Source organism: Photobacterium toruni (genome assembly GCF_024529955.1).
Classification (GTDB): Bacteria; Pseudomonadota; Gammaproteobacteria; order Enterobacterales; family Vibrionaceae; genus Photobacterium; species Photobacterium toruni.
Genome location: NZ_AP024854.1, coordinates 756,227 through 772,805, shown reverse-complemented (window position 1 = coordinate 772,805; position 16,579 = coordinate 756,227). Strand labels below are relative to the sequence as shown.

The following is a 16,579-nucleotide window of genomic DNA, read 5'->3' as shown; positions in this document are numbered from 1 at the left end:
TTTTTCTTCTATAAAGGGCTTTAGGTCGATCAGGGCAATAAACCACTTAATTGTAGTTTACTTGCTCGATAGTTGTTATGAGGGGGAGTTTAACTGATTGTCGATTAAAGAGGTAGTTTTGATGCAAAGCTGTTAGGTAAAGGACAAAGGGCGTTGATGTTCTGGCACCAAATAAAAATATATTCAGCATCCTCGACACCTTACCCTCGTCCCTTAAATACCTTTATTTAGGCAAATCACCGTGACTGATACGGCCAATATAATCATGCTGCAATTCTTTTTCTAATTGCGCCTCAATATAACCTGGTGATTTTGTTTTAGCTGATAACAAGCGGTACATCGCAGGGATCACTAATAGTGTCACTAACGTTGCAAATGCCATTCCAAAAAACACCACTGTACCTACCGCGATACGACTCTCAGCCCCGGCGCCTGTTGATAATATTAACGGTAAAGCACCAAACAACGTGGTAAACGCCGTCATTAAAATCGGTCGTAAACGACGCACCGAAGCATCAACAATCGCTTGTTCAAACTCAATGCCTTTGTCACGCAACTGGTTAGCAAACTCAACGATCAAAATACCATTTTTGGTTACCATACCAATCAACATGATCATCCCGATTTGACTATAAATATTGAGCCCTTGTCCCATTATCCATAGTCCAGCTAAGCCACCAAAGATCCCCATTGGTACGGTTAACATTACCACCAGCGGGTTAACGAAGCTTTCAAACTGCGCCGCAAGTACTAAATAAGCGACTAATAACGCTAAGCCAAACACCATTGCAATACTGCTTTGGTTATCTCTAAAGTCTTGTGATTCGCCAGCGTAATTAATCGAAATATCTGACGGTAAGCGTTCAATCGCTTGTTGATCAAGAAAATCAAGTGCTTCACCTAAAGTATAACCATCAGAAAGACTCGCTTTTAGCGTGATTGATTTCTGTTTTTGGTTATGACTTAACTTCTGTGCAGATGCCACTTCATCAATAGATGCCACGGTATCTAATGTAACTAGATTGCCATTTTTCGCCCGTAGATAAATCTGACTAAGATCGGTTGAACTATTAAAGCTATTTTCGTCACCACGTAGATAAACATCATATTCTTCCCCACGCTCAACAAAGGTTGTTTCACTGCGCCCACCCAGCATCACCTCTAATGTTTCGGCTATTTCAGTCACAGGAATGCCTAATTCAGCCGCACGCTCACGATTAACATTCACCAATAACTCAGGGGTTGTTTCTGCATAATCTAAATCAACCCCTTCCATTAACGGACTATCTTCAGCAATATGTTTTAGCTTCGTCGCCCATGTGAACAATTCTTGATAATCCGCACCGCCTAATACAAATTGTACAGGTTCAGATGATCCGCCACGAAAACCTGGCATCATCGGCATTACCCGTACATCAGGAATACCAGCCAGAGTTTTACTGATCATCCCCAACGCCTGTTGCGCATTCACAGAACGATCATTCCAATCTTCTAGTTGCATGATCACAAAGCCGGTTTGATCTCCTGCTCGACCACCAAATGCTGGCGATTGAATACTGACAGATTTCAATACACCTTTACCCAGTAACGGTAATAATCGCGCTTCAACTTGATCCATGTTGCCAATCATACGGTTATAACTGGTGCCTTCTGCGCCTTTCACAAATGCAAACAATACCCCACGATCTTCTTGGGGTGCGAGTTGGGCAGGGATCACTTTCATTAATCCAGCACTAGCAGCAATACAGCCAAATACGACTAATGGTGCCACGAAACGTTTTTTCACCGCTACCGTTACAATACGACGGTAACCATTTTCTAATTGTTCAAACTGACGATTCACCCACAGGTTAAACCGATTTGGCTTTACATTGGCTTTAAGTAATTTACTGCACATAACAGGGGTTAACGTTAATGCGATAAGTGATGAAAAAATCACTGACATTGCTAATAACACTGAAAACTCAGTAAATAACCGCCCTACCATGCCTTCCATAAACGAGATCGGTAAAAACACCATCACCAACACTGCGGTGGTCGCAATAACCGCAAATCCAACTTCACGCGTACCTTTATAGGCCGCAAGTAACGGTGATTCTCCACGTTGCAAATGGTGGAAAACATTTTCAACCACCACAATGGCATCATCGACCACCAATCCAATCGCCAAAATTAACGCCATCAGAGTCAGCAAATTAATTGAAAAACCAAAGAAATAAGCGGTAATAAATGCTGAAATTAATGAAACAGGTACGGTAACAGCGGGGATCAAGGTTGCGCGTACTTGACCAATAAAAATATACAACACCAAAATAACCAGCGCGCCAGTCACTAATAGAGTGCTATAAACTTCATTAATTGAACGCTCAATAAATACCGTAGCATCATAATCAACCGTCAATGAAGCACCTTGCGGTAAAAACTGTTGCATCTTAGCAACTTCTGCACGTACTTCTTTAGCGACATCAAGTGGATTAGCATCAGACATAGTGACAATGCCTAAGCTTAAATTGACGACACCATTACTTTTAAACGTTGATTTTTCATTTTCAGCGCCAATAGTAACCTCAGCGACATCTTTTAAATAAATAGGTGTACCAGCCTCTGTTGTGCGGATCACTAAATATTTAAAATCATCAACGGTTTGATAAAGTCGCGCAGTACGGACTGACATTACTGTTTGATCATTACGGACTTCACCACCAGGTAATTCAACATTTTCATCATTTAATGCGTTTACAATGTCTTTGGTAGTTACACCTCGCCCAGCCATTAATACTGGTTGTAATTTTACATACATGACTTTGTACAATCCGCCACTGAGGCTGACTGAACTAACGCCATTTAACAGACTAAAACGATCTTCTAATACTCGCTGAGCGTAATCTGTTAATTGAGTTCGATCCATTTCAGATGACGATAAATTAATATAAATCGCAGGCTCACCCGAACCATTATCTTTCGATACAATCGGATCATTGGCATCATCAGGAAGACGACGTTGCGCACGAGCAACTGCATCTCGAATATCACTCACGCCTTCGGTAAGATCCCAGTCCATATTAAATTCGACGGTGATCCGCGACATACCATTACGAGTAATTGACGTAATATTTTCGATACCACTGATGCCAGATAACTCATCTTCTATTGGTGTGGTAATTTGGCTTTCCATTACTGTTGCAGATGTGCCGCTATAGGTTGTCATAATAGTAACAACGGGACTTTCAACATCCGGCATTTCACGAACAGCGAGCTTAGAAAATGAAACAATACCAAATACACACAACAACAAACTTAATACAATAGCGACAACGGGGCGTTTAACAGATATATCAGATAACCACATTAGCTCGTTACTCCAACAGTTGAAGTAATGTCTTTAATAATAATACCGTCGCGCATGTTAACTAGCCCTTGTACAACAATTCGCTCGCCTGTTGTTAAGCCTTTTTTAATCACCACGTTATTATCAATTCGCTCGCCAAGCTCAACTAATGTGCGATGTACTTTTTGTTGGTCGTCAACAACATAGACATAACGCTTAGTACCAGAATATTCTAATGCTTGTACGGGAATAATCGCTTGTTGTTGCGGAATAAAATCAAGCTCAGCGGCAAGTAACATACCCGGCTTTAAAGCATTATCTTTATTTTTAAATACAACGCGCACTTTAATATTTAATGAATCAGGTTGAACGCGTGAATCAATGGCTTGAATTTCGCCACTAAAAGCACGATCACCCCACGCTTGGCTTTTTGCGGTAACTTTAATGCCAACCTTTAAGAAGGAGATATATTGCTCTGGTACTTCAATATCCAGACGCATAGAAGAAAGATCATCAAAATTAAATAATACACCGCCTGCCGCTACCATATGACCAGGACTAAAATCATATAATCCTACAGTGCCATTAAAGGGTGCACGAATAGCGTGATCATTAAGGTTTGCTAATGCGGCTTTCAAACGAGCATTGGCAATACTGACACTGGCAGCTTGAGCATCAATTTCAGTTTTGGTAATCGCACCACGAACTAATAAACGCTGAAATTCAGTCAATTTGCGCTTTTCGTCATTACGGTATGCCAACGCTTCATCATAAGCAGCAACAGCTTTATCATCATCAAGTTGAATTAATAATTGCCCTTTAGTTACCGTACTGTTTACAGGAACAACAATTTTTTTAATTTTAGCGGCAACTTCTGCAGCGACATTAACGGCATGTTCAGCTTGTAATTTACCCACTAATGATAGTGATTGAGCAACCGCTAAGGAGCTAACCTCCCCCGTTGTTACTGCCACTACACGTGACGATTGCGCGAGCGATGATTTATCTTGCGCAGCATGTGACGTTCCTTGAAAATAAAAGTAACCGCCGGATAATACTGCTGCAACTAATACTGCTACGACCATTTTTTTCATTTATTAAAACCATCATAAAAATCCTAGCCGAATAGTATCTGAACTAAAGGATGAATAACGTCAAGAAATGTAAAGTTAAGCAAAAATTAGCTTACTGATGAAAAATCAAGCAAGTACTCAACAATAATGATAAAAAAGGTTTACAGCGCTGAAATGTTTGTTATTATCCGCTCCGCACTTGTGGTGGGGTTCCCGAGTGGCCAAAGGGAGCAGATTGTAAATCTGCCGGCACTGCCTTCGAAGGTTCGAATCCTTCCCCCACCACCATCATTTTGAAAAATTGTTTTATCACAGTTTTTCGGTAGTTAAAGTGGCCTTTAATTACCCTAGTAATAAATAACTATAGCAACATCCCGTGGTGGGATTCCCGAGTGGCCAAAGGGAGCAGATTGTAAATCTGCCGGCACTGCCTTCGAAGGTTCGAATCCTTCTCCCACCACCATCATTTTGAAAAGTTGTTAATAATAACTTTTCGGTAATTGAAGTGGTCTTTAATTACCCTAGTAATGAATAATTACAGTAATACCCCGTGGTGGGGTTCCCGAGTGGCCAAAGGGAGCAGATTGTAAATCTGCCGGCACTGCCTTCGAAGGTTCGAATCCTTCCCCCACCACCATCATTTTGAAAAATTGTTTTATCACAGTTTTTCGGTAGTTAAAGTGGCCTTTAATTACCCTAGTAATAAATAACTATAGCAACATCCCGTGGTGGGATTCCCGAGTGGCCAAAGGGAGCAGATTGTAAATCTGCCGGCACTGCCTTCGAAGGTTCGAATCCTTCTCCCACCACCATCATTTTGAAAAGTTGTTAATAATAACTTTTCGGTAATTGAAGTGGTCTTTAATTACCCTAGTAATGAATAATTACAGTAATACCCCGTGGTGGGGTTCCCGAGTGGCCAAAGGGAGCAGATTGTAAATCTGCCGGCACTGCCTTCGAAGGTTCGAATCCTTCCCCCACCACCATCATTTTGAAAAATTGTTTTATCACAGTTTTTCGGTAGTTAAAGTGGCCTTTAATTACCCTAGTAATGAATAACTATAGCAACATCCAGTGGTGGGATTCCCGAGTGGCCAAAGGGAGCAGATTGTAAATCTGCCGGCACTGCCTTCGAAGGTTCGAATCCTTCTCCCACCACCATCATTCAACCAGCTGCCTTGCAGCTGGTTTTTTTATATCAAAAATAAATGACATCAAACGATCAACTAAGCAAACTAACGTATAGATATGTGCCATACTGCATATAGTTATTTACTTTGAACAGGGATCGTTATGGCAGAAGTCTCGCCTTTTACTCATATTATCGATTGGCAACATGTGAAAGTTTTGATTATTGATGATCAGCTTTCTTCTGCATTACTGATCCAAAATATTCTTCACAGTATTGATCTTACTACGATTGATATTGCAACTAACTGCAAGAATGCCTTACAACTTTGTAAAACCACAGCTTATGATTTGATCCTAATTGATTTTCACCTTGATCCACAACTTAGCGGTAGTGAACTTCTCACTGTTATGAGAAAAAAAAACTGTATCAGTTCATATTGTGGCATTATTTTTATTTCAGGCGATCGTACTCCTGAAGTCATTGTGACCTCGATAAGTATGGATGCCGATAGTTTTTTGAGTAAACCACTCAATATAGGCATATTAAAACAACGTATCGTGACGGTTTATCAAGCTTGTTTAAAGCGTAAGCCGATTTATATCGCCCTAGAAAATAAGCACATTTCGACGGCTATTTCATTATGTCGGCAGTTATTACAGTTGCATGGTCACAATATTGATATTGAAATTATATTACTTGATTTATTGATCGACCAACAAGATTGGATACAAGCACAACAGTTATTAACGTTATTTAGTGAACGTAGCCAGCATCACAAATTAATACTACGTAAAGCTCAATTAATGCATAAACAAGGTGATGATGTCGCTGCGATTCAACAATTACAAATATTAATTAAACAAGTTCCCTTATTTGTTGAAGCTTATGATGAATTAGCTGTTTTATTACAGCAACAGCATCAATCAAATGCAGCAAAAGACATTGCCTACCAAGCACTAAGACTTACCCCAAGCATCAGTCATCGTTCATTACTGACCGCTCAATTAGCAGTAAAAACCAACGATCCATCTTTATTTATGAAAACAGGTAAAATACTGGTAACGCATTTACCGCTAATTGATAATGATTGGATCATTCAATTTGCTCAATTTACGACGTTATTTGAACAACTTCATAGCCAACAGCTATCCCCACAGCGCCAACAACAATTAATCAAACAGCTTACAAAACTCCATCAGCAAGCACGCCGACGACTGACTCGACATCAAAAAATAATTCTCACTGCATTTCGCCATATTACCTTAGCTAGGTTTGCCGCAACCAATAAGCATCCTTTAAAAGCAAAACGCCGTTTATTACATGGTTTGAAATACTATTTTGGCCAAATGTCACAAGCTCCGATGGCGATAATAGTCGATGCTTTACCATTATTAATTCATTTTGGAGAAACGGGATTAATTCAAGAAGCATATCAAACAATAATGACGCAAAATGTTTTGGATGATCATTGCCACCACCGTCTTAATCAACTTCAAGAGAATAAATTTATTATCGAAAATATTCGCTTGTTAATTGAACAGTTAGCCACCGCAAAAGCAACAATAGATCCAGATCCTCAACGTGCTTACTGTATCTATCAAACCATTTTGCGTGATTATCCTTATAATACGGAAGCTCATCTTGGCCGTATCAATAGCTTACTGATGACACAACAAATGCACCATCCCGATATCAATACGAGTCTACGACAAATAAAGAAAATGCCTCTCGCTTCACCATTATTAGAATGGTTTATGCTGCTACAGCAACAATATAAAGATCAAAAAGAAAGTTTTTAATAAAAAACGCCTACAAATACAGCATAAAAAAGTATATTTAAGTAAAAAAACAATAAAATATTAATTATTATTTAAGATTATATTTCATAATATTTAGTTATTTACTTGTTTGCATTGGTAATAGCAATTAAGTGATCTATGTCACGAAATATGATTCATCGCCTATTTATGATCGCAATATTATTTATTTGTATGACATAAGAGCAAAAACATGAATCGCTTTGAAGGAAAAGTTGTAATAATTACAGGCGCTGGTAATGGCATGGGTAAAGCTGCAGCACACCGTTTTGCATCTGAAGGTGCTATTGTTGTGCTTGCTGATCTTTATCAAGACGCATTAGATAAAGTACATAGTGAATTGAACGCAAGTAAAACATTATCGGTTAAAACGGATGTTTCAAATGAAGCTGAAGTAAAAAATCTTATCGAACAAACAATTAAGAACTTCAATAAAATTGACATCTTAATCAATAATGCAGGCGTACATATTCCAGGTACAATTTTGGACGGTAGCATTCAAGATTGGGAAAAAATATCTAGCGTAAATATCAATGGTGCTATTTACTGCTCTAAATATGCATTGCCTCACTTAATTGAAAGTAAAGGCTGCATTGTTAATAACGCCTCTGTTTCGGGTTTAGGTGCTGACTGGGGTGCAGCTTACTACTGCGTATCAAAAGGTGCGATTGTTAACTTAACTCGTGTCCTTGCACTGGATTTTGGCCTACAAGGTGTCCGTGTTAACTCTGTATGCCCAAGCCTTGTGAAAACTAATATGACCAATAGCTGGCCTGATGATATTCGTAATAAATTTAACGAACGCATTCCACTTGGTCGTGCCGCTGAACCTGAAGAAGTAGCAGCTGTTATGAGCTTCTTAGCAAGTGATGATGCAAGCTTCGTTAATGGTGTTAACCTACCTGTTGATGGTGGTGTAACTGCATCTGACGGCCAACCTAAAATCGTTGCTTAATTTCGCTAGTAATAAATATACACCATGAAGGCAGTTCTTTATCTTTCTCGCTGCCTTCTCTTATTATCTTCTCCCCATATTAATTTATCCCAGCGTTCTTCCAATAAATAGACACGATTCTCATCATTCATCTATGCTAATATCCTTGTTTATCCATCATTAAAACTGACATTAATCGGAATAAACAATGAAAGTAATATCATTTAATATCAATGGACTACGTGCTCGCTTACATCAACTTCAAGCTATTATTGATAAGCATCAACCTGATGTTATCGGTTTACAAGAAATTAAAGTTCATGATGATGCATTTCCGTTAGCAGATGTCGAGGCAATGGGCTATAAAGTCTACTTTCATGGTCAAAAAGCCCATTACGGTGTCGCTATGTTATGTAAACAAGAACCTATTAGCGTTCAAAAAGGCTTTCCAAGCGATGATGATGAAGCGCAACGCCGCATGATAATGGCAACGTTTAAACAAGAAAATGGCAGCAATATAACCATAATGAACGGTTATTTTCCTCAAGGTGATAACGTTAAGCACGAAACTAAATTTCCTGCGAAAGAAAAATTCTACACAGATCTGATGAATTACCTTAACACCGCACATACTAACGATGAACAACTTATCGTAATGGGTGATATTAATATCAGCCCTATCGATTTAGATATTGGTATTGGTCCTATCAATGCTAAACGTTGGTTAAAAACAGGGAAATGCTCATTTCAACCCATTGAACGTCAATGGCTACAAACATTATTAGACTGGGGGTTTGTTGATACTTTCCGCCAATTGCATCCAACAGTAGACGATCAATTTTCGTGGTTTGATTATCGCTCAAAAGGCTTTGTTGATAATAGAGGCCTGCGCATTGATGTCATTCTAGCCACACCAACATTGGCAGATCGTTGCATTGAATCCGGTATCGATTATGAGCTTCGTAGCATAGAAAAACCCTCAGATCACGCACCCATTTGGTCAACCTTCAACAATTGATGCCGTCATTAAGCCTCAAAAGTAACCAAAGCTAATATAAGAATGACAACCCAAAGCCGACTATCATTAGTAGCGGCTTTGGGTTATTTTGCATATATATTCATCACGGCGCTGGAACAATACCTTTACAGAATAAGCTTAAACTATATTGATGAATATTATTCATCGCCAAAATGAATATAAAAAAAGTTGAATCAATATTTTTTAAGCGGCATAAATACGTTAAAAAAATATATCAATAATCATAACTTATTGATTTTAAATGGCGCTTAATTTTGTGATTATGGTTGTAAAATTATGAAATTAAATTACATTAAAATTTTTTTTAGTTTTCTCAAAAAAATTATACCGTTTAAATTCAAATGATTACATTATTTTGCAGTGTCATAATATGTCTAATTTTGTTATAAATTTTCACCGCAATGATCCAGATCAAGTTTATGATTCACAACCTTTGCTATTATTCTTGTAGCCAAACTTAAACCATTAAAGAGCACCCCTGTGAAAATGGAAACTAATCCTTTTGACTCACTGATGCCACCAGCAATGGCACATAAAGCCGAAGAAGTCGGCGTTTATAAAGCGACAAAACACCCATTACAGTCATTCTTTTTAGCGATAACTGCTGGTGTTTTTATTTCAATTGCTTTTGTATTTTACACAACAGTTACTACTGGCGCTGGTGATATGCCTTGGGGTATGTCTAAGTTTGTCGGTGGTTTAGCATTTAGTTTAGGTTTAATCCTAGTAGTTATATGCGGTGGCGAGTTATTCACCTCTTCTGTATTAACCACTGTTGCTCGTGCAAGCAGTCGCATTACTACTAGTCAGTTAATGAAAAACTGGGGCATTGTTTACTTCGGTAACTTTGTTGGAGCAATTTTCTTCGTTGCTTGTATTTGGATTGCAGAACAACACCTTGGCGCAAATGGCCAATGGGGTATTAATGCAATGAAAATTGCTCAACATAAACTTCATCATGATTTTGGACAAGCCATTGTTTTAGGTATGTTATGTAACCTAATGGTTTGTCTTGCAACATGGATGACTTTCTCATGCCGTAGTGCTACTGATAAAGTTATGGTAATGTTGCTACCCGTTGCAATGTTTGTTGCATGTGGTTTTGAGCACTGTATTGCAAATATGTTTATGATCCCTATGGGTATCGTAATTCATGCATTCGCTGGTCCTGAATTCTGGACAATGACAGGTATCGACCCTGCTCAGTTTGCAGATTTAACAGTTCATAATTTTGTTGTAAACAATCTAATCCCAGTGACCATTGGTAATATCATTGGTGGTGGTGTATTAGTTGGTCTAACATATTGGATTATTCATCGTCGTCCAGAACTTAATGGCAATAGCCATCACTAAGTTTTGACACGATAACACTTATTTTTTTCTACTGAATAGTAATAGGTAGGTATACAATGGCAGAGCAATTTGCTGCATGGGAAGGCTTTACAGCTGGTGATTGGCAGAACGAAGTAAACGTTCGTGACTTTATCCAAAAGAACTACACACCTTTCGAAGGTGACGGCTCTTTCCTAGAGACAGAAGCAACTCCAGCTACAGCTAAACTTTGGGAAGCTGTAATGGTAGGCATCAAACAGGAAAACGCGACTCACGCACCTGTTGATTTCGATACTGACGTTGTTTCTACTATCACTGCACACGATGCTGGTTACATCGACCAAGAGCTTGAGACTATCGTAGGTCTTCAAACTGACGCGCCTCTTAAGCGTGGTTTGATCCCTAACGGTGGTATCCGCATGATCGAAAACTCATGCAAAGTATACGGTCGTGAACTAGATCCTACTATCAAGAAGGTTTACTCAGAACTTCGTAAAACACACAACCAAGGTGTTTTCGATATCTACACTCCTTCTATCATCAAATGTCGTAAGTCTGGTGTTCTAACTGGTCTTCCTGATGCATACGGCCGTGGTCGTATCATTGGTGACTACCGTCGTATCGCGCTTTACGGTATCGACAAACTAATGGCTGACAAGCTAGCTCAATTCAAATCTCTAGAAGAGATGTTTGAAAAGGGCGAAGATCTTCAAATGACTATGCAACGTCGTGAAGAGATCTGTGAGCAACACCGTGCACTTGGTCAAATCAAGACTATGGCTGCTAAATACGGTTGTGATATTTCACTACCTGCTGCTACTGCACAAGAAGCTATTCAGTGGACTTACTTCGGCTACCTAGCTGCTGTTAAATCACAAAACGGTGCTGCAATGTCTCTAGGTCGTACTTCGACTTTCCTAGACATCTTCATCGAGCGTGATATCGCCGCTGGTAAGATCACTGAAGCTCAAGCGCAAGAAATGATCGACCACTTCGTAATGAAGCTACGTATGGTTCGTTTCCTACGTACTCCTGAATACGATGAGTTGTTCTCTGGTGACCCAATCTGGGCAACAGAATCAATGGGTGGTATGGGTCTTGACGGTCGTACACTAGTTACTCGTTCAAACTTCCGTTTCCTAAACAGCCTATACACAATGGGTCCTTCTCCAGAGCCAAACATCACTGTTCTTTGGTCTGAGAAACTACCTGTAGGCTTCAAGAAGTTCTGTGCGAAGGTATCTATCGATACTTCTTCTATCCAGTACGAAAACGATGACCTAATGCGTCCAGACATGAACTCTGACGATTATGCTATCGCTTGTTGTGTATCGCCAATGGTTGTTGGTAAGCAAATGCAGTTCTTTGGTGCACGTGCTAACCTTGCTAAAACTATGCTTTACGCAATCAACGGCGGCGTTGATGAGAAGCTTAAGATCCAAGTGGGTCCTAAAGAAGCGCCAATCGCTGATGCTGATTTCCATTACGAAAATGTTCTAGCTCGTCTAGACCACTTCATGGATTGGTTAGCAACAACTTACGTTTCTGCTCTAAACGCAATTCACTGGAGCCACGACAAGTACAGCTACGAAGCATCGCTAATGGCTCTACACGATCGTGACATCAAGCGTACAATGGCTTGTGGTATCGCTGGTCTATCTGTTGCAGCTGACTCACTATCTGCAATCAAATACGCTAAAGTAACTCCTATCCGTGATGAAGATGGCTTAGCCGTAGACTTCAGCATCGAAGGTGATTACCCTAAATTTGGTAACAACGATGCTCGCGTAGATGACATCGCTTGTGACCTTGTTGAGCGTTTCATGAACAAGATCCGTACTCACAAGATGTACCGTGATGCGATCCCTACTCAGTCTATCCTAACTATCACATCTAACGTTGTGTACGGTAAGAAGACTGGTAACACTCCAGACGGTCGTCGTGCAGGTGCTCCTTTCGCACCAGGTGCTAACCCAATGCACGGTCGTGACGAAAAAGGCGCTGTAGCTTCACTTACTTCTGTAGGTAAACTACCGTTTGCACACGCTAAAGATGGTATTTCATACACATTCTCTATCGTTCCAAACGCACTAGGTAAAGATCTTGATACTCAAGAAACTAACCTTGCTGGCCTAATGGATGGTTACTTCCACCATGAGTCAGGCATCGAAGGTGGTCAACACCTAAACGTTAACGTTCTTAACCGCGAAACTCTAGAAGACGCAGTTAAGCACCCTGAGAACTACCCACAGTTAACTATCCGTGTATCTGGTTATGCTGTGCGTTTTAACTCTCTAACTGCTGAACAGCAGGCTGACGTTATCGCTCGTACTTTCACAGCTTCTCTATAATATAGAGTCTTCTGTGTAGGAAGTTCGCTTCCTAATAAAAACCGGCTTATATAGCCGGTTTTTTTATACCCTCAATTTAAAGATAGTAATATCAAACACTGCTGTAATCATATTTATCCCAATCTTTATACCAATACCATAAATTAAGAGTCACCTTTCAAACACATTAAACTTCCAACGGTATGCTCAATGCAGTGGTACATTAAATTTGGCAACAACAAAACCGACAATGATTAAAAAAAGCAATACAACAAATATAAATGGCACCCACTTTTAGGTAGCCATATCAATTAACAGATTGAGTTTTCGCTATATTCAGATCTTCTTTTGTAATAAAATAACATATAAATAAAACGCAGTATGCGGAGAAATAGAACAATGTCAGTAACAGGTCGTATTCACTCTTTCGAATCTTGCGGAACCGTCGATGGCCCAGGAATTCGGTTTATTGTATTTCTGCAAGGTTGCTTAATGCGTTGCAAATATTGCCATAACCGTGATACATGGAATCCTCATGGTGGACGAGAAGCAACAGTTGAAGAATTAATGTTCGAAGCTAAATCTTATCGTCACTTTATGAATGCATCAGGTGGTGGTGTCACTGCATCTGGCGGTGAAGCTATGATGCAGCCTGAATTTGTTCGAGATTTCTTCCGCGCAGCACAAGCTGATGGCATTCATACTTGTCTTGATACTAATGGCTATATTCGTAAACATACCGATGTCGTTGATGAAGTATTAGACGCAACAGATCTCGTCATGCTTGATCTTAAACAAATGGACGATACTATCCATCAAGATTTAGTCGGTGTTGCTAATAAACGTGTACTTGATTTTGCACGTTACTTACACCAGCGCGGTCAAAAAACATGGATCCGCTATGTTATTGTTCCTGGCTATACGGATGATGAACGATCTGCACACCTACTTGGTGAGTTCATTAAAGACATGGATAATATCGAAAAAATTGAGCTACTTCCCTACCATCAACTGGGTGAACATAAATGGGAAGCACTAGGCTTTGAATACCCATTAACTGGGGTTAAGCCACCGAAAAAAGAAACCATGGAAAACATTAAGAATATTCTTACAAGCTATGGTAAAAAAGTAATGTATTAAGCGATATCATCATTGCTGTTAATACAAAAAAAGAGCGGTTTATCTTTATCCTTGAAGGGATTAGATAAGCCGCTCTTTTCTATTTAATGCCGATGAAAAAATTTGATTTATCGTGACAAAGGTAATATTTCAACAAGAAAAGCAATTAACAACACCATAATTAACAGTGAAATTGGTAGTGTATATTGCCACTTAGTTACGGGCTCTTGCATGATAACTTCCTTTACTAAATTTACGCCCTCATTGATCAGGGTCATTTTTTATATGTTATCTACTTTAAATGTGAAGCAAAAAACAACCAATAACTAATATTGGAATAATAGCTTTCATTATCAATACCAATTTAAAATATTCCCCCTTTATCTTTGACTAAATACTAATGACCTTATAAAAAAACATAAAATGATATTTATCCATGATAAAATTATGGTATAAACCAAAAGCAAACGATTGCGTAAGCATAAAAAGACAGATTTGCAGTTAAATAAGTATTTAGTATTACTCTCTCTGCCGATGAGGAAATAAGCTATCATGAAAAGCGACATCGAAATTTGCCGTGCAACTTTACTTACACCAATTGATCGCATCGCCTTAAAGGCAGGCATTGAAGCACACGAACTTACGCCTCAAGGTAGCTTAAAAGCCAAAGTTAAGCCTGCCATTTTAAAGCGATTAATTAATAAGCCAGAAGGTAAACTAATACTAGTAACGGCAATAACACCGACTCCCCTTGGTGAAGGTAAAACAGTCACTACGATTGGCTTAGCGCAAGGTTTAGCTAAAATTAAACGCTCGGTTTTTGCTTGTATTCGACAGCCATCAATGGGACCGGTATTTGGTGTCAAGGGTGGGGCTGCTGGCGGCGGTTACAGCCAAGTTGCACCGATGGAAAAGCTTAATTTACATTTAACAGGTGACATTCACGCAGTTACCGCAGCCCATAACCTTGCCGCAGCGGCATTAGATGCTCGTCTTTATCATGAAGATCGTCTAGGTTATGACGCTTTTACTGCCCACACAGGTTTACCTGCACTACGCATTGATATAAATAATATTAGTTGGAAGCGAGTGATGGATCACAATGATCGTACGTTACGTATGATCACCATTGGTCAAAATGAACCAGGAAAAACCATTAATGGCCTTGAGCGTCATGATGGTTTTGATATTTCAGCCGCTTCTGAATTAATGGCAATTTTAGCCTTAGCGACTGATCTCGCTGATATGCGTCAACGTATAGGTAAAATAGTGGTTGCTTATAACCTTGATGGCGAACCTGTCACTACCGAAGATCTTCAGGTTGCAGGCGCAATGGCTGTTACTATGTGTGAAGCCATTGAACCGACATTAATGCAAACCTTAGAAGGTGTTCCAACCCTCATTCATGCAGGCCCATTTGCCAATATAGCTCATGGTAACTCTTCAATTATCGCTGATAAAATAGCCCTCAAATTAAGTGACTTTACGATTACTGAAGGTGGCTTTGGCTCTGATATGGGATTTGAAAAAGCTTGCAATATTAAAGCACAACAAGCACAACGGGGTCCTGATTGTGCTGTCGTTGTTGCAACCTTACGTGGAATAAAAGCGAACTCTGGACTTTATAATTTACAGCCAGGACAATCGCTACCTGATGCTATCTTTGAACCAGATAGCGCAGCTTTATTAGCAGGATTTGAAAATTTACGTTGGCATATTAATAATGCGGCTAAATATGGTGTGCCCGTTGTAGTTGCAATTAATCGCTTCCCACAAGACACCGATCAAGAACTTGAACAATTAAAACAATTGATTTTAACAACTGAATTTAATGTTCATGTTGATGTTGCGCTAAGTGAAGCTTTTGCCAAAGGTGGCGAAGGAGCAATAGAACTTGCACAAGCTGTTGTAAATGCATGTCAAACACCTGCGAATTTCACGCCATTGTATCGCTTAGATCAAACCATTGAAGAGAAATTAATGGCGATAGCTGAAGTTGGCTATGGTGCTAACAGTCTTGAGTTATCACCTTTAGCGACCCAACAGTTAGCCAAATTAAAAGCACAAGGCTTCAATAACTTGGCGATATGTATGGCCAAAACACCATTATCAATCACCACTGAACCCCATATTAAAGGCGCACCAACTGATTTTACGGTACCAGTAAGAGAGTTAAAATTATGTGCGGGAGCTGGGTTTATCTATGCGCTATGCGGCAACGTAATGACTATGCCCGGCTTGCCTGAAAAGCCTGCATTTATGAGCCTCGATCTTGATGCTGATGGCAATATTATTGGCCTAAGCTAAAGTCACATCATTAAGCAGCTAAGTATCGGTGATCATCATGGTTACCGATACGCTTACCCTACCTTGGGTATCAATCCATATGATAATAATATTTAACGATTAAATAAACCTACAAAAATAAGGGTTTTTAATTAAAATCAAATAGATATGATTTTTACTAACATATCA

Annotated in this window: 9 protein-coding genes and 6 tRNA genes; 13 read left to right on the top strand and 2 right to left on the bottom strand. The window is 39.4% G+C overall.

The features are described 5' to 3' along the window. Nucleotides 1-223: 223 nt before the first annotated feature. Together OC457_RS03950 and OC457_RS03945 are read right to left on the bottom strand one after the other, a co-directional pair. Complete coding sequence (locus OC457_RS03950; RefSeq protein ID WP_080173367.1) at nucleotides 224-3,349, bottom strand: multidrug efflux RND transporter permease subunit; 3,126 nt, start codon at nucleotides 3,347-3,349, stop codon at nucleotides 224-226. After that, nucleotides 3,349-4,422 carry an efflux RND transporter periplasmic adaptor subunit gene (locus tag OC457_RS03945; RefSeq protein ID WP_080173366.1) on the bottom strand — a complete coding sequence of 358 codons (1,074 nt, stop codon included), beginning with the start codon at nucleotides 4,420-4,422 and terminating at the stop codon, nucleotides 3,349-3,351. The genes OC457_RS03950 and OC457_RS03945 overlap by 1 nt, the downstream gene beginning before the upstream one ends. Before the next feature lie 182 nt (nucleotides 4,423-4,604). On the opposite strand from OC457_RS03945, the gene OC457_RS03940 reads away from it, so the two are divergent. The 13 genes from OC457_RS03940 to OC457_RS03880 all read left to right on the top strand — a co-directional run bounded on the left by OC457_RS03940 (nucleotide 4,605) and on the right by OC457_RS03880 (nucleotide 16,411). Continuing rightward, nucleotides 4,605-4,689 (top strand) — tRNA-Tyr (locus tag OC457_RS03940). 90 nt (nucleotides 4,690-4,779) lie between these two features. After that, nucleotides 4,780-4,864, top strand: a tRNA-Tyr gene (locus OC457_RS03935). An 89-nt stretch (nucleotides 4,865-4,953) separates the two neighbouring features. Next, nucleotides 4,954-5,038: transfer RNA gene (locus OC457_RS03930), tRNA-Tyr, on the top strand. A 90-nt stretch (nucleotides 5,039-5,128) separates the two neighbouring features. Continuing rightward, nucleotides 5,129-5,213: transfer RNA gene (locus OC457_RS03925), tRNA-Tyr, on the top strand. 89 nt (nucleotides 5,214-5,302) lie between these two features. Further along, nucleotides 5,303-5,387, top strand: a tRNA-Tyr gene (locus tag OC457_RS03920). Between the two features lie 90 nt (nucleotides 5,388-5,477). After that, nucleotides 5,478-5,562, top strand: a tRNA-Tyr gene (locus OC457_RS03915). A gap of 132 nt (nucleotides 5,563-5,694) precedes the next feature. Further along, nucleotides 5,695-7,332: a response regulator gene (locus tag OC457_RS03910; RefSeq protein WP_080173365.1), complete on the top strand. Its 1,638-nt coding sequence runs from the start codon at nucleotides 5,695-5,697 to the stop codon at nucleotides 7,330-7,332. Between the two features lie 211 nt (nucleotides 7,333-7,543). Next, entirely contained in the window at nucleotides 7,544-8,305 is a 762-nt protein-coding gene (locus OC457_RS03905; RefSeq protein ID WP_080173364.1) for an SDR family NAD(P)-dependent oxidoreductase, read from the top strand. 187 nt (nucleotides 8,306-8,492) lie between these two features. Beyond that, entirely contained in the window at nucleotides 8,493-9,302 is an 810-nt protein-coding gene (xthA, locus tag OC457_RS03900) for an exodeoxyribonuclease III (RefSeq protein WP_080173363.1), read from the top strand. Nucleotides 9,303-9,809: 507 nt separating this feature from the next. Next, complete coding sequence (gene focA / locus OC457_RS03895; protein ID WP_080173362.1) at nucleotides 9,810-10,676, top strand: formate transporter FocA; 867 nt, start codon at nucleotides 9,810-9,812, stop codon at nucleotides 10,674-10,676. Nucleotides 10,677-10,732: 56 nt separating this feature from the next. Continuing rightward, nucleotides 10,733-13,006 (top strand): formate C-acetyltransferase, encoded by a 2,274-nt coding sequence (pflB, locus tag OC457_RS03890; RefSeq protein ID WP_080173361.1) that lies wholly within the window; start codon nucleotides 10,733-10,735, stop codon nucleotides 13,004-13,006. Nucleotides 13,007-13,384: 378 nt separating this feature from the next. Continuing rightward, nucleotides 13,385-14,125, top strand: a complete 741-nt coding sequence (pflA, locus tag OC457_RS03885; protein ID WP_080173360.1) for a pyruvate formate lyase 1-activating protein — start codon at nucleotides 13,385-13,387, stop codon at nucleotides 14,123-14,125. Nucleotides 14,126-14,656: 531 nt separating this feature from the next. Continuing rightward, nucleotides 14,657-16,411: a formate--tetrahydrofolate ligase gene (locus tag OC457_RS03880; protein WP_080173359.1), complete on the top strand. Its 1,755-nt coding sequence runs from the start codon at nucleotides 14,657-14,659 to the stop codon at nucleotides 16,409-16,411. Nucleotides 16,412-16,579 lie beyond the last annotated feature (168 nt).